Origin of the sequence: Neptunitalea chrysea (genome assembly GCF_027924145.1) — a bacterium.
GTDB lineage: Bacteria > Bacteroidota > Bacteroidia > Flavobacteriales > Flavobacteriaceae > Neptunitalea > Neptunitalea chrysea.
The window spans coordinates 25,351-39,216 of sequence record NZ_BRVP01000003.1; the positions used below are offsets into that span (position 1 = coordinate 25,351).

A 13,866-nucleotide genomic window follows, 5' to 3' on the forward strand; every position below is an offset into this window, starting at 1 on the left:
AGGATTTTTTTGTTTAAAGTACCATAAGGTTACAACCACGTATATCACTATTGTCAAATCTTCCTATTACTTCAAAAGAGCCATCTTTGTATTTTTTACCAAGGTCTTGAGTGGCAATAAATGAGCACGAGTTAATATTGGCAAGATCTATTACATTAATACCTCCATTTTTACCGTTTGGTAATATGGTAAGCGCATCTTCGGTATCTCTGGTAAGAATACTCATCCATGGAGAACATTCGAAGATTCCATTGCCTTTAGAGTATCCTTGTGCCAATAATTCCGTCATCCCGTATTCAGAGTGTATGTAGGGTACCCCAAAACCTTTAGAAAGTACCTCGTGAAGTTCGGTTCTAATCATTTCTTTTCGCTTCCCTTTCATACCACCTGTTTCCATGACAATAGTATTTTTAAGTTGAAAAGAATGTTTTTCTACAAGGTCTAATAATGCAAATGATACCCCTATAAGCAATACTTTTTGTCCGCTTTCATCAAGCGCAATAAGTTTATCTTTTAGCTCTTCTAGATTATCAAGATAGAATCCGCTTTCAGGGTTGTTGCTTTTTTTAATAAGATCGTCTACCATATAAATAAGGGACGATCCTGTTCTTTCTAAATAAGAAGGTAATAAGGCTAAAACTACATAGTTTTCAATATTTCCATAAAAGTATTCAAATCCTTTACGGTAGCTTTTCTCATAAATACTAATAGCTGTTACCATATGTTTACTGGTGGTACTGCCTGTGGTGCCGCTGCTGGTAAAAACAGTTTCTACAGGAGCGATAGAAGATACTATTGCATGAGTTTTAAAAAATTGTATAGGTAGAAATGGTATGTGTTCTAAAGAGGTAACTTCTTCTGGTGATGTTTTAAGTAAGTTACAGAAAAGCCGATATACCTTATTTTTTTGATACTGATAATTAAAAACCTTAATAGCAGCTGCTGTAAAGTCGGTTTCATTTTTAATATCAAATATAAAATCGGTATTCATGGAGTTTATAATTTTAAACTTCAAAATTAAGCAAAATAAAAAAGCTCCCCATAAAGGAGAGCTTTTAAATATATAGTATTATAAAACTTATTTTATTACTAATTTTTGAGTAATAGAAGCTTCGTTCTGAGTTACTTTTAAAACGTATACGCCTTTCTCAAGAGTAGAAACGTTCACTATATTATTACTAATCGTAGTGTTAATTACTTGTTTTCCAAGTAAATCAAATATTTGAACATTCATATCGTTAGCTATGCTACTAGTAATGTTTAAAGTACCATTAGTAACAGGGTTAGGATAAACTTCAAAAGTTACATTATTAAAGTTAATAGTGCTTAAAGAGTAAGAGTTTGTAGTACCAGGAGTACCATAATCACCGTCTCCATAAGTAGTTGAAGCAATACCCCAATTACTACCAAGATCGTTAGAAGTAGCATCGTAAGCGTTAGTAGCTAATTCCATACTATAACCAGAAGGATCAGGGAAGGTAGAACCATTATCCCATACAACTTGGTCAATTATAGCACTAGAACATTCTATGATAATACCATCTGTACTATTTCCTAATGAGAAGTTACTTGGGTATTCGTAATTAATAGTAACTCCTCCGTTGGTTGTTTGATCAGCGTTGTTTCCAAAAACAACATATCCATTAGCAGGAACTGTTAACGCACTAATGATAAACATTTCTGTTGTTGTATTTGTTTCGTCTGTTACTGTCCATCCAGACATATTAATATCACTAGCTGTGGTATTGTAAACTTCAAACCATTCTCCGTTTTCATCATAAACCGCAGAAGGGTTTTGCATAACTTCTGTAATAATTAAATCTCCAGGATTTGAACAAACTACAGAACCTAAACATGCAGGCGAATCAATAGTTAAAGAGTAATCACAACTACTACCTGTTCCTCCTAAAATGTCTACTTGTAAGTTAGTACCTTCGGTTACTCCTGTAATAGAAATAGTACCAGAAGCCATAGCACTAGGATCGTCACCAGCAACTGTACCATCATTAACGTTTATAGTATAAGATGCTGTTCCTCCACCTGTAAAATCAATTGTAGCAGTGTAGGTGTCTACACCTGAAGTTGAAGCGTCACAAGTAGCAGCTTCGGTACCTAATGTTAAATCACATGGGTTTTCAACGCTAAATGTAATTGTTTGGTTAACAGCAGGAGAAAGAGGGTTATGAGAATCATCTACTAATTCAGCATAAACAGTATATGTTCCACCATCAGCAACGGTGATTGTTTCATCAGTTAAATCATATTTCATTGTCATGCTACCGCTATTCAAAGTCCAGTGAATATGTCCGTCACCATTACCAGCTGTGGCAACAGTAAAGTTTTGAGTAGTGAAAGATAATGTAGTAGAGGTAGTACCTGAACTAAAAACATATCCGTCTGCCGGAGCAGTAATAGTTAAAGCAGGAGAGGTAGAGCAGCCTGTATAAGCACCAAGATCGGTCCAACCAGAATTACTAGCGGTAACAATCCATTCAGAATCAGTAGCATTTGTGCCAAAAGATCCTAATTCGTTAGGGTTTGGTCCACAAACTGAAGTTTTACGAGTTAAAGTATGGTTTTGTGTTCCATTAGTTTCACCAGCAACGTCCCATCCGCTTCCTGGGTCTCCTTGTAAATCACCAATTAAATCGATAATAGTGTATGTTGAAGCTGTTGCATTAACCAAAGTTAATGCCATCGCATCGTCTCCATTACTTAGGTACGAGAAAGTGTCATCGGCTACAGCTAAAATTGTAGCATCAGCACTCGGGTTAGCAAGTACAAAAACATCTCCATCTGATAAAGTAGTACCTGCTGGAAATGTATAATTATCAGGGTAATCAAATTCACCTGCAACATTACACCCATTTGAGCAAGTAGAAAGAGAATAACCAGTTAGGTCAACATCAGCTCCTGTACCATTGTAGATTTCTAAAAATTTATTGTTACTAGACCCTTCAGCGTACATACTAAAGTATAAGTCGGAAGCTTGTGAGAAAGAAGCCGTAGTTACAAATAAAAGTAAAATAATTGAGTAGATTTTTTTCATAATATATGAAATTTAATTTTTTGTACTCAAAATTAGTAAAATGTAACATTATAAGCGCTTTGTGTTATGCATTTTAACGATTTGGTAACAGTATTTGTAAGGTTTAAGTGATATTGTTTCAAATTGTTAATCAGATATACCATTTAGCTACTTTAATTTTATGTTGTATTATGAAGAACAAATAGTTAATAGAAGTTAAATTTTAATATTATATTTACTTTTGAGCAACTTTTATAATAGAAGAAGCAATAAATCATGAAAAAAAAAGACGTTAAAATTTTATTGGTAGATGATGAACCGGATATTTTGGAGATTGTTGGGTATAATTTATCGTTAGAAGGGTATCAAATAAGTACAGCATCAAACGGTTTAGAAGCTGTAACAAAAGCTAAGAAAGAAAAGCCGCATCTTGTTATATTAGATGTGATGATGCCAGAAATGGACGGTATAGAAGCCTGCGAGCAAATACGAAAGGTTCCTGATTTGTCTGATACAATTATTACATTTTTAACGGCAAGGGGAGAAGATTATTCTCAAATGGCAGGATTTGATGCCGGTGCTGATGACTATATAACAAAACCTATTAAACCAAAGGTTTTGGTAAGTAAAGTGAAGGCATTATTAAGAAGATTGAAAGATAGCAATGAAGAAGTAGCCGATGATATTGTTAAAGTTGGTGATATTGTTATTAATAGAGTTGAGTACAAGATTATTCAGAATGGTACTGAGATTATATTGCCAAGAAAAGAGTTTGAATTATTGTCGCTATTAGCTTCTAGACCAGGAAAAGTATTTAAAAGGGAAGAAATTTTAGATAAAGTTTGGGGTAACGAAGTTATTGTTGGTGGTAGAACTATTGATGTTCACATTAGAAAACTTAGAGAAAAAATTGGCGATGACCACTTTAAAACCATTAAAGGGGTAGGATATAAATTTGTATTGTAATTTTTGAATGTCGAGAAAGCTTAAAAAGTCTTACCGATTTGCCTTAAAGTCATCTTTATTTATTACCATTAGTTCTTCTATATTGGTAAGCTTATTATTGAGCTTAACCGGAGGAGTCTTTGATTGGTGGGTTATCTTGGGTTATGCAATAGCTATTTTTTTATTGTCGTTTTTCTTTTTGCAATACCGAGTAGAGAAATTTATCTACAAAAGAGTAAAAAGAATTTATGACGATGTCTCCTTATTAGAATCTACCTCTTTTAATGAGCAGCCCATTACTACAGATATGTCTACACTTACCAAGGAAATTGAGAAATTTGCTAAGGATAAGAAACTGCAAATTGAAACTTTAAAGGTTAGGGAAGAATATAGAAAAGAGTTCATGGGAAATGTTTCTCATGAACTTAAAACCCCCTTGTTTACAATACAAGGGTATTTACTTACATTGCTAGATGGTGCAATGGATGATAAAAATATACGTAAAAAGTATTTACAAAGAGCGGCTAAAGGGGTAGATAGATTAATTTACATTGTAAAAGATTTAGATATGATTTCTAAATTAGAAGTAGGTAATCTAATACTAGAACAAGAAGCTTTTGATATAGTAGAGCTCATACAAAGTGTTTTTGAATTATTTGAAATGAAAGCCAATAAGAAAAATATTGTGCTAACGTTTGATATACCGTATGAGCCTATTTATGTATATGCCGATAAAGAACGTATTCAGCAATGTGTGGCTAATCTGGTGGTAAATAGTATTAAGTATGGTAAGATGGATGGTACTACTGAAATTAGCATTGAAAACCTTATCAAGAATAAAATTATAATTAGAGTTACCGATAACGGAGAAGGTATAGAGCAATCAAATATTAGAAGATTATTTGAGCGTTTTTATCGCGTAGATAAATCTGGGAACCGAAAAGAAGGAGGTTCTGGTTTAGGGCTGTCTATAGTGAAGCATATTATTGAAGCGCATAAAGAGAAGATTTATGTTGAAAGCGTATTTGGTGTAGGTTCTGAGTTTTCTTTTACGTTAGAAAAAGCTGCAGAAGACCAAATATTGGAAGCTGAGGAAATGTATGATGATGAGATATAAGCTTACTTTAGCCTATACTATTCATTAATTACGTTTTGATGAAGCTCTTACAAGTACATCTGTATTTAAAGTAATTGTTTTACAAAGTCGTTCCCCAGTTGTTTTCATAGATTCCATTTCTTCTTTTAAAAGTAAAAAAGCTTGTGCACCCATAGTAAATCCGGGCTGATCTATAGTACTTAACTTTGGAGAAATAACACCAGACATGAACCAGTTACTAAAACCAATTACAGCAACTTGCTCTGGTACTTTTATCTGTTGCTCATTCAGGTAGGTAAGTATACCAACAGCTACTAAATCAGTTATAGCAAAAAATCCATCTACATCGGGGTATTTTGTCATTATTTTTTTTGTAAATTCATAACCTTCTTCATAACATACACGTTCACATGGAATTACTAACTCAGGGTTAAAAGGAATATTATGATGCGCTAAAGCTGCTTTATATCCTAAAAAGCGGTCAATGGCATTTTGAGGATTTAAAGGACCTCTAATATGTGCTATTTTTTTACACCCCATATTTATAAGATGATTTACAGCATCAAATGCAGCTTTTTTATCGTCGATAACTACTTTAGAACAGTCAATTAGTTTCGAAATTTTGTCAATAAGAACAAATGGAATTTTTTTGTTGATAATCATTTTTAAATAGTCCTCATCATTAGATTGATTCGATAAAGACATAATAATACCATCAACTTTTTTGCTAATAAGTAATTCTACTTGCCTTTTCTCCATCTCTTTTTTCTCATTAGATTGTAGAATAATCACAAAATAGTTTTGTCTTTCGGCTTCTTCTATTACCCCGTTAATAACACTAGAGAAAAAATGATGTACTACCTCTGGTATAATAATACCAATGGTTCTTGTTTCCTTTGTTCTAAAGTTAACAGCTAATGAGTTAGGGGTATAGTTAAGCTGATCGGCCATATCAATAACCCTTTGTCGCGTAACTGCACTAACATCTGAATACCCTTTGAGAGCTTTTGATACTGTGGTTACGGATATGTTTAATTTTTCGGCGATTAACTTTAAAGTAGGCTCTTTTTGTTGCTTCATAAGTTTAAATATAGCATAAAATATGGAATGCGATACTAAAACGAAAACGATTTCGATGTTTTCGAAATCGTTTTCGTTTGATAAATTAGTTATTTTCGTTTATTGAAATTATACATTTACTAAAAATCAGGTAATTGTATTGTCAAATAATTAAAACAAACAAATAATGAGATCGAATTTTATGAATATTAAAATAACAGTTTTACTGATATTGTTTGCATCCTTAGGGATGTATGCACAAGAGAGTACTTTATTCGGAACTGTTAAAGATGTAAATGGAGAACCTTTACTTGGAGTAAATGTAACTTTAGAAAATACTGCTATTGGTACCTCAACAGATTTTGATGGGAATTACCAAATAGCGGGCTTAACTGATGGGGACATCACTATTGTTGTTACCTATATAGGATTTAAATCGCAAAAACAGAATGTAACCATTAATGGAGAAACCAAACTTGACATTGTTTTAGAGGAAGATGCTACTCAACTTACAGATGTAGTAGTTACAGGGGTTTTGAATCCTAAATCTAAACTACAGTCAAGTGTTTCTATTAGTAGTGTAGGGCCTGCAAAGATTGCAGAGTCGGCTCCTAGGGTAACCGCTGAGGTGTTTCGTTCGGTACCCGGTATTAAATCTGAATCAACAGGAGGTGAAGGTAACGCCAATATTACAGTAAGGGGTATTCCGGTAGCTTCGGGTGGTGGTAAGTTTTTACAATTACATGAAGATGGTTTGCCGGTAATGCAATTTGGAGATGTGGCCTTTGGAAATTCCGATATCTTCTTAAGATATGATCAAACGGTTTCAAGAATCGAGGCTATTCGTGGTGGTTCAGCTTCTACCTTAGCCAGTAATTCACCTGCAGGAATTATTAATTTCATTAGTAAGAACGGAAAAGTAGAAGGTGGTTCTTTAACACACTCTTTGGGAATAGACTATAAAAATAGTAGAACCGATTTTGAGTATGGGGCACCCCTTAATGAGTCACTTAATTTCCATATGGGTGGATTTTTCCGCCAGGGAGAAGGACCTAGAAATACCGGATATACGGCTAACGTTGGTGGGCAATTTAAAGCAAACTTGACAAAAGAGTTTGAAAAAGGATATGTTCGTTTATATGTTAAGTATTTAAATGATAAAGCAGTAGGGTACTTACCAATGCCAGTACAGGTTTCGGGTACCAATGCAAACCCTGAATGGTCTTCACTTTCAAGTTTTGATATTTTACACGATGCACCACATAGTGCTTTATTTTTAGATAACCTTAGTGTTGGTGCAGATGGGCAACCAAGAAGAAGTAATATAGGGGATGGTATGCGCCCAATAGCCACTTCTTTTGGAGCAGAAATGTCTTTTAATCTTAAAGCAGGATGGAAGATTGAAGAACGTTTTAGATTAAATTTCAATAAAGGTAGATTTGTATCTCCGTTTCCGGCAGATGTGCAAACGGCAGGGAACTATGCAACGGAGTTTGGCGTTGGTAATTTAACGTACGCTAATGGTGTTAATGCAGGGGAAGCATTTTCTAATAGTGCTTTAGCAATGCGTATTCACTTATTTGATGTAGAGATAAACAATTTCAATAATTTCACTAACGACTTAAAGCTATCTAAAAAGTTTGGGAATCTAGATGTATCTGCAGGGTATTACAGAGCTATTCAGAATATTTCAATGTCATGGTTATGGAACTCATACCTATTAGAAGTTAAAGGAGATAATGCAGCATTGTTAAATGCAGGAGATGCATCTACTAACGGATTGTATGCTTATGGTGTACCTTCATGGGGAAACTGTTGTACACGTAATTACGATGCTGTTTACGATATTTCTGCACCGTATGTTGGAGCTGAATATGAAGTAACTGAAAAATTAAACGTTGATGCTAGTGTTCGTTTTGATTATGGAACTGCAAGAGGGACGTATGCCGGGTCAACACAAGCACAAGACTTAGACGTAAATAATGATGGTGTTATTCAAACCAATGAAGAGAGTGTTTCTGTAGTAGATAATGCCAATAGATTACCTATTAATTATGATTTTGATTATATGTCATATTCCTTTGGTGCTAACTATTTATTAAATGACAATCAATCGGTTTTTGCAAGACATAGTAAAGGTGGACGTGCCAATGCAGATAGATTATTATTTGGTTCTGCTGTATTAGCATCGGGAGCAGCAATTAACGGATTGAGTGCAGATAAAGTAACACAAACAGAGGTTGGTTTTAAACATAGAAAAGGAGACTTTGCTTTATATACAACTGGATTTTTAGCAAATACCTCTGAGCAGAACTGGGATTTTGCCGGTGGTTCACCAAGAGAAATTCAAAGAGAATATCAGGCATACGGTATTGAATTGGAAGCATATTATACTAAGAAGAGATTTGATATAGGAGGTAGTGTAACTTGGACAGATGCCGAAATCAAAGAAGATTTCTTCAATCCTGAGTTCATTGGAAACACTCCTAGACGTCAGGCAGATTTTATCTATAATGCGAATGTTTCTTATAGAATGGGTAAATCAAATGAGCATATGTTAGGATTTAGTGTAATTGGTACAACAAAGTCTTATGCTCAGGATAGTAATGAGTTAGTAATGCCAGGATATGCATATGTAAATCCGTTTGTGAGGTTTCAATTAATAGATGGTTTAACTGCTTCATTGAATGTAAATAATGTGTTTGATACCATTGGTATCACAGAAGTAGAGGAAGGTAGTATTACAGAAAATACAAATAATATAGTGAGAGCAAGGGCTATTAACGGAAGAACAACGTCGTTAACCCTATCATATAAGTTTTAGTTTAAGTAGTATTTTGAGTAAGTTGAAGAATGATCATGCAGTGATGAAAAGTTCCGGTGCTGTATAGCGCCGGAACTTAATTAAAATTGAATAGTAACATGAAACATCTTAGATTTTTATTGGTATTCCTTTCTTTCTTTTATGCAGAAACTATGGTTGCACAAAACCTTGATCATGCTAACGAAAAGATTATTGTTTATGGTAGTAGCGACTGTCATTATTGCATAGACACTAAAGCATATTTAGAGGATCGTAATATAGCCTATGTTTTTTTTGATATTGATATAAATGAAAAGGCGCTTAAAGAAATGTTAGGTAAATTAAAGAATGCTGGTATAAGCTTATCAAGTGTAGCGATACCTGTAATAGATAAAGAAGGAGATATATTTATGAATGATGGAGATTTTGAAGAATTTCTAGAAAAACTGAATCAATGAAATTAGGTAAGATAAAGTTAAGCTTTTGGCAAATAGTAAATATGAATGTCGGTTTCTTTGGCATCCAATATAGTTTTGGGTTACAGCAAAGTGCCGTAAATCCTATTTACGATTTTTTAGGAGCAACTCCAGATCAAATACCAATTTTAAATTTAGCAGGACCGGTAACAGGATTTTTAATACAACCAATAGTAGGGGTGTTAAGTGATCGTACCTGGCATCCTAAATTTGGAAGAAGAAAGCCTTATTTTTTTCTGGGAGCTATTCTATGTAGTCTTTGTTTGTTTATATATCCGTACAGTAGCTCGTTATGGATGGCTGCTGGTTTGTTGTGGATTTTAGATGTTGGAAATAATATGGCAATGGAACCTTATAGGGCATTTGTAGCAGATAAATTAGTTACTGAGCAGCAGCCTATGGGGTTTCAGATGCAGAGTTTCTTTACCGGATTAGGACAAACGTTGGCTAATCTATCCATTTTCATTTTTCCTTTAATTTTTATTGGTAAAACAGGATCATTGCCCACATGGGTATATGCCTCCTTTTTTCTAGGAGCAGTATGTTCTATTGGTACCATATGGTGGTCTATGAAAACCACAAAAGAAATACCCCCTACCCAAGAAGAACTTACCCTTATGAAACAAAAGCATAAGGGGGGGCTTCAAACGTTTCTTGAAATATTTGTAGCTATTAAAGAAATGCCTAGAATAATGTGGCAATTAGCATTGGTGTATTTTTTTCAGTGGTATGCGCTTTTTTGTTATTGGCAAAATTCGTCTAAAAGTATAGCGCTTTCCGTTTGGAATGTAACACCAAAAAGTAATGAAGCTTTATATAGTAAAGCGGTAAGCTGGACAGGGCTAGTTAACGGATGGTATAATGTGGTAACGTTTTTGGTGGCATTGATTTTAGCCATATATGCAAAGAAATACGGTCCCAAAAATGTACATTTTGTTTGTTTACTACTGGCAGGATTTGGTTTTTTAGCATTCCCTCATATATCTGATAAAAATTTGTTGTTTGTTGCGATTACGGGGTTTGGTATTGGTTGGGCAAGCATTATGGGAATCCCATATTCTATAGTTTCGGCAGATATACCTAAGTCTCGTCGGGGCGTGTATATGGGTATTATTAACATGATGATTGTAATACCAATGATTATTCAAAATCTTTCATTTGGCTTTATATTAAAGAATTTTTTGAATAACGATCCCCGTAATGCTATTACGTTTGGAGGAGTATTTATAATAATTGCAGCATTTTTAACCTTGCTGATTAAATCTAAGAAAACTGTAAAAATTGAAAATTATGAATAGTTACGGCAAAGCCATAGATCTCTTAAAACGAGCTTCTTCAGAAAATGGTTTTTATGCGAGTATTCAAAATACTGGAAATTACCAACGAGTTTGGTCTAGAGATGGTGTTATTTGTGGTTTAGCAGCCTTGGCTTCCGAAGATGAGGAGTTGATTAATACCTTCAAGAAGACCTTAGAAACCTTGGCAAAATATCAACATTCAATAGGTACTATTCCATCAAATGTGCTTATTACTAAGTCGTTAACAGATGTTAGTTATGGTGGGTTAGCCGGGAGAGTAGATGCTGTAACGTGGTTTGTAATAGGTGTATGTGAATATGCATTTCATAGAAACGACACCGCTTTCTTTAAAAAATATAAGTCTACCATAGAAAAGTGTTTTCATTTGTTAACTGCCTGGGAGTTTAATAATAAGCATTTGGTGTATACTCCACTATCGGGCAATTGGGCCGATGAATATATTACAGATGGATATGTTTTATATGATCAGCTCTTGAGAATTTGGGCTTTAAAGGCCTATAACTATTTTCAAAATAGTTCGGTAATTGCATCAAAAATAAAGGCAATAGAAGAACAAATAGAAGCTAATTTTTGTCCAAATTCTAGAAAGCAGAAGTTTCATGATAAGGCTTATCTGCGATTAGAAAACAAAGACTATTTGCCTTGTTCTTTTTCTCCGAGTGGGTATAAAACTTCTTTTGATGCTTTTGGTAATTCGTTGGCGTTATTATTAAATATTGGAGATGAAACCTTCCAAAGTAGGTTGATTAATTACATGAGTGCGTTGCAAGAAGAAACTAAATTAGGACTGATGCCTGCCTTTTGGCCTCCTATTTTTGAAGGAGAAGAACACTGGGATTTACTAAAAGATAACTGCAAATACGAATTTAGAAATTATCCGTACGAATTTCATAACGGAGGAAGTTGGCCAATGGTTAACGGGTTCTATGCATTAGCATTAATTAAACACGGACAAAAGGAGAAAGCGTCTAATATGTTAGATGTTATAAATAAGGCGAATGCTAAGGAAGATTATTCTTTTTTTGAAAATTTCAATACAAAAACAGGAGCTCCTAATGGGGTACCTTATTGTGCATGGAGTGCGGCAGCAGCAATTTTAGTATCCAAGGCACTTACCAATAATTTTAAAATATCCCCCCTATGTTAAAAACGATAGATATTATATCTGCTGGTGAAATTCTTATAGACTTTATAGGTAATGAATTAAATGTAGGTATAAGTAACATTAAAGATTATCATAAACACCTAGGAGGCTCCCCAACAAACTTGGCTATAAATGGAGCTCGATTAGGATTAAAAACAACCTTAATTGCATCCTGTGGAAAAGATGGATTTGGAGATTTTATGGTTGAAAAATTAAAGGAAAATAATGTAGATACTAGATTTTTAAAGCAAAAAGAGGAAATGCCTACATCGGTTATTTTTGTTTCTAAGTCTACTGATACGCCTGAATTTATTGCTTACCGAAACTCAGATTATCAAATAACTCACGATCAGATTTCTGATGAGCTTTTAAATAACGCCAGAGTTTTTCATACAACATGTTTTGGATTAAGTAAGAACCCAGCGAGAGATACCATTTTAGATGCAGCGGGGAGAGCTGCTAAGAAAGGCTTAACTATTAGTATCGATTTTAATTTTTCGGATAAAATATGGCCTAATAGAAAAGAAGCCGAAGATGTTTTAAAAAAATACCTTTCTAAAAAGCCATTGGTTAAAATTAGTGAAGACGACTGTTTTCGATTTTTCGGGGAGGTAAAAAGCGATAATGAAATTCTTGAATACTTCCATTCGGCTGGTGCAGCAACTATATGCTATACAAAAGGTAAAAACGGTGTAGTTGTTTCTGATACAACTACAGGAATGTATTCTCAAAATGCATTGCACATACCGGAGGTGAAAGATACCACCGGTGCAGGAGATGCTTTTTGGACAGGATTCTTATACGCTTATTTACATTATAAGAAACTACAAGATTGTGTTGCCTTTGCACAACAAATGGCAGGCATAAAATTACAACGTATAGGTGGTTTGCCTATTAATATAGATGCAACAAAAATGTTAGCTGCTCTTTAGTCAAAAATAGTAAAGAGATCAGCTAACTGGTTGTTGTTTTCTGGTAATACGGTAAATCCGTTATAAACATCAATACTATCTAACTTTTTAAGTCTGAAGTCTTCTTGTTTACAATATGGAATCATGCCTTTTTTCTTCAAGCGCTTTGCAAGATATACTTGTTCGTATTGTCCTGGCGTAGGAATAAAGAAGGCTTTTTTCTCTAGTTTAGCCAAATCCATAATAGTTGTATAGCCGCTTCGGCTAATAACTATATCACTTTGGTTAAACGCTTCTTCTAATTGTTCCTTAGTCATATAATTGTATATAACTAAGTTGTCATCTTCTTTACGGGTTTGTTCTTTTTCAATTTTACCACGAACTATTAGTACTTTGCCTGAGTGTTTTTTTAGTTCTTCTATAAGAAGTTCTTCAAGCATGGTACGTTGAGGTTCTGGTCCTGAAATAAGCCCCATAATATCATAAGCCTTAGGAATTTTTTTCTTAGCTATTCTGCTTAATGGGCCTATATATTTAATATTCTTTTTATCTTTTTTAAGATGACCTAATTTGCCAGAAAGGTTAGGTTTATCTTTAAAATCAGGTACCCAACATTCATCATATCTTTTAATAATATTTTGATGAATTTTAGAACTTAACCAAGTAGTATTACCTGTAAGTACATTTAATTGGTGTGTTATGAATACACATGGAATCTTTTTTAATTGAATACCTAAGCGGTTATCAGATATAATACCGTGTATATTTTTTTCTTCAACCAGTTTTTCAACGGCCTTACGTTCTTTTGTTATAGCGGCTAACATTTTAGGAGAATCCCAAATCATTTTTAATTTGAAGTTCTTACCCTTTTTTGCATATTCAATATCGTAAGAAGGCAGTTCATATGCTTCCAAATCTGGGAATTCTTTTCTTAAAAGCTCAAGCGCAATACCATCAGAGGCAATAACGGGCTCATAAAATTCGTCTTGTAATGCATGTATAATAGGGATGCAACGGGTGGAATGCCCTAGGCCCCAATTAAGAGGGGCTACCAAAATGCGCTTTTTTTCACTCATAATAACAAA

Annotated in this window: 11 protein-coding genes; 7 read left to right on the forward strand and 4 right to left on the reverse strand. The window is 34.1% G+C overall.

Translation table 11 applies throughout. The features are described 5' to 3' along the window. Positions 1 to 13: 13 nt before the first annotated feature. Both NBRC110019_RS02310 and NBRC110019_RS02315 read right to left on the reverse strand, forming a co-directional pair. On the reverse strand, positions 14 to 991 hold the full coding sequence (locus NBRC110019_RS02310; RefSeq protein WP_281751940.1) for a LuxE/PaaK family acyltransferase: 978 nt from the start codon (positions 989 to 991) through the stop codon (positions 14 to 16). 87 nt (positions 992 to 1,078) lie between these two features. After that, positions 1,079 to 3,049 carry a lamin tail domain-containing protein gene (locus NBRC110019_RS02315; protein WP_281751942.1) on the reverse strand — a complete coding sequence of 657 codons (1,971 nt, stop codon included), beginning with the start codon at positions 3,047 to 3,049 and terminating at the stop codon, positions 1,079 to 1,081. Positions 3,050 to 3,304: 255 nt separating this feature from the next. Between NBRC110019_RS02315 and NBRC110019_RS02320 the strand changes: the two genes are divergently transcribed. Continuing rightward, on the forward strand, positions 3,305 to 3,994 hold the full coding sequence (locus NBRC110019_RS02320) for a response regulator transcription factor (protein WP_281751944.1): 690 nt from the start codon (positions 3,305 to 3,307) through the stop codon (positions 3,992 to 3,994). 7 nt (positions 3,995 to 4,001) lie between these two features. Next, complete coding sequence (locus NBRC110019_RS02325; protein ID WP_281751946.1) at positions 4,002 to 5,090, forward strand: sensor histidine kinase; 1,089 nt, start codon at positions 4,002 to 4,004, stop codon at positions 5,088 to 5,090. A gap of 24 nt (positions 5,091 to 5,114) precedes the next feature. Here the strand turns inward: NBRC110019_RS02325 and NBRC110019_RS02330 are convergent, their stop codons facing one another. Further along, the gene (locus tag NBRC110019_RS02330; RefSeq protein ID WP_281751948.1) at positions 5,115 to 6,149 is read right to left on the reverse strand and encodes a LacI family DNA-binding transcriptional regulator; all 1,035 of its coding nucleotides are present in this window, start codon (positions 6,147 to 6,149) and stop codon (positions 5,115 to 5,117) included. A gap of 166 nt (positions 6,150 to 6,315) precedes the next feature. On the opposite strand from NBRC110019_RS02330, the gene NBRC110019_RS02335 reads away from it, so the two are divergent. The 5 genes from NBRC110019_RS02335 to NBRC110019_RS02355 all read left to right on the forward strand — a co-directional run bounded on the left by NBRC110019_RS02335 (position 6,316) and on the right by NBRC110019_RS02355 (position 12,802). Further along, positions 6,316 to 8,952, forward strand: coding sequence for a TonB-dependent receptor (locus NBRC110019_RS02335; protein ID WP_281751950.1), 2,637 nt, complete (start codon positions 6,316 to 6,318; stop codon positions 8,950 to 8,952). A gap of 98 nt (positions 8,953 to 9,050) precedes the next feature. Further along, entirely contained in the window at positions 9,051 to 9,389 is a 339-nt protein-coding gene (locus NBRC110019_RS02340; protein WP_281751952.1) for a glutaredoxin family protein, read from the forward strand. After that, positions 9,386 to 10,705 (forward strand): MFS transporter, encoded by a 1,320-nt coding sequence (locus tag NBRC110019_RS02345; protein WP_281751954.1) that lies wholly within the window; start codon positions 9,386 to 9,388, stop codon positions 10,703 to 10,705. Before NBRC110019_RS02340 ends, NBRC110019_RS02345 begins: the two co-directional genes overlap by 4 nt. Beyond that, positions 10,698 to 11,873: a glycoside hydrolase 100 family protein gene (locus tag NBRC110019_RS02350; protein ID WP_281751956.1), complete on the forward strand. Its 1,176-nt coding sequence runs from the start codon at positions 10,698 to 10,700 to the stop codon at positions 11,871 to 11,873. Before NBRC110019_RS02345 ends, NBRC110019_RS02350 begins: the two co-directional genes overlap by 8 nt. Further along, positions 11,867 to 12,802, forward strand: a complete 936-nt coding sequence (locus NBRC110019_RS02355) for a carbohydrate kinase family protein (RefSeq protein ID WP_281751959.1) — start codon at positions 11,867 to 11,869, stop codon at positions 12,800 to 12,802. Before NBRC110019_RS02350 ends, NBRC110019_RS02355 begins: the two co-directional genes overlap by 7 nt. Here NBRC110019_RS02355 and NBRC110019_RS02360 read toward each other — a convergent pair. Beyond that, the gene (locus NBRC110019_RS02360) at positions 12,799 to 13,857 is read right to left on the reverse strand and encodes a glycosyltransferase (RefSeq protein WP_281752286.1); all 1,059 of its coding nucleotides are present in this window, start codon (positions 13,855 to 13,857) and stop codon (positions 12,799 to 12,801) included. The genes NBRC110019_RS02355 and NBRC110019_RS02360 overlap by 4 nt on opposite strands. Positions 13,858 to 13,866 lie beyond the last annotated feature (9 nt).